The sequence below is a fragment of the Bacillus sp. HY001 genome (genome assembly GCF_007558965.1).
GTDB lineage: Bacteria > Bacillota > Bacilli > Bacillales > Bacillaceae_G > Bacillus_A > Bacillus_A mobilis.
Genome location: NZ_VLTE01000343.1, coordinates 1 through 260, shown reverse-complemented (window position 1 = coordinate 260; position 260 = coordinate 1). Strand labels below are relative to the sequence as shown.

Genomic DNA, 260 nt, shown 5'->3' with positions numbered 1-260 from the left:
TTAGCATTGATGCTACCAATATTGATGCTAGCTGGTGTAACGCCTGGCTGAGTAACACTGTTAACTATAACGCTGTTTGGGACAAAAGCGGTTCCATTCGCAATTGAATCAGATAGTAATACATTGTTCGCTGCAACATTTCCATCGTTAGTAAGAGCAAAGGTGTAAGTTAATACATCACCAACTTCCGCAAACGTTTTATCTACAGATTTATTAGCATGGAGATTTGCTAGTCTAATTGTTGATGTAACAGAATTAGA

The 260-nt window shown here is 37.7% G+C and carries 1 protein-coding gene; it reads right to left on the bottom strand.

The annotated features are described in order from the left end of the window. Window positions 1–260 (bottom strand): DUF11 domain-containing protein (locus FOT98_RS31630; protein ID WP_144291288.1); only part of this gene is annotated, 260 nt, incomplete at both ends.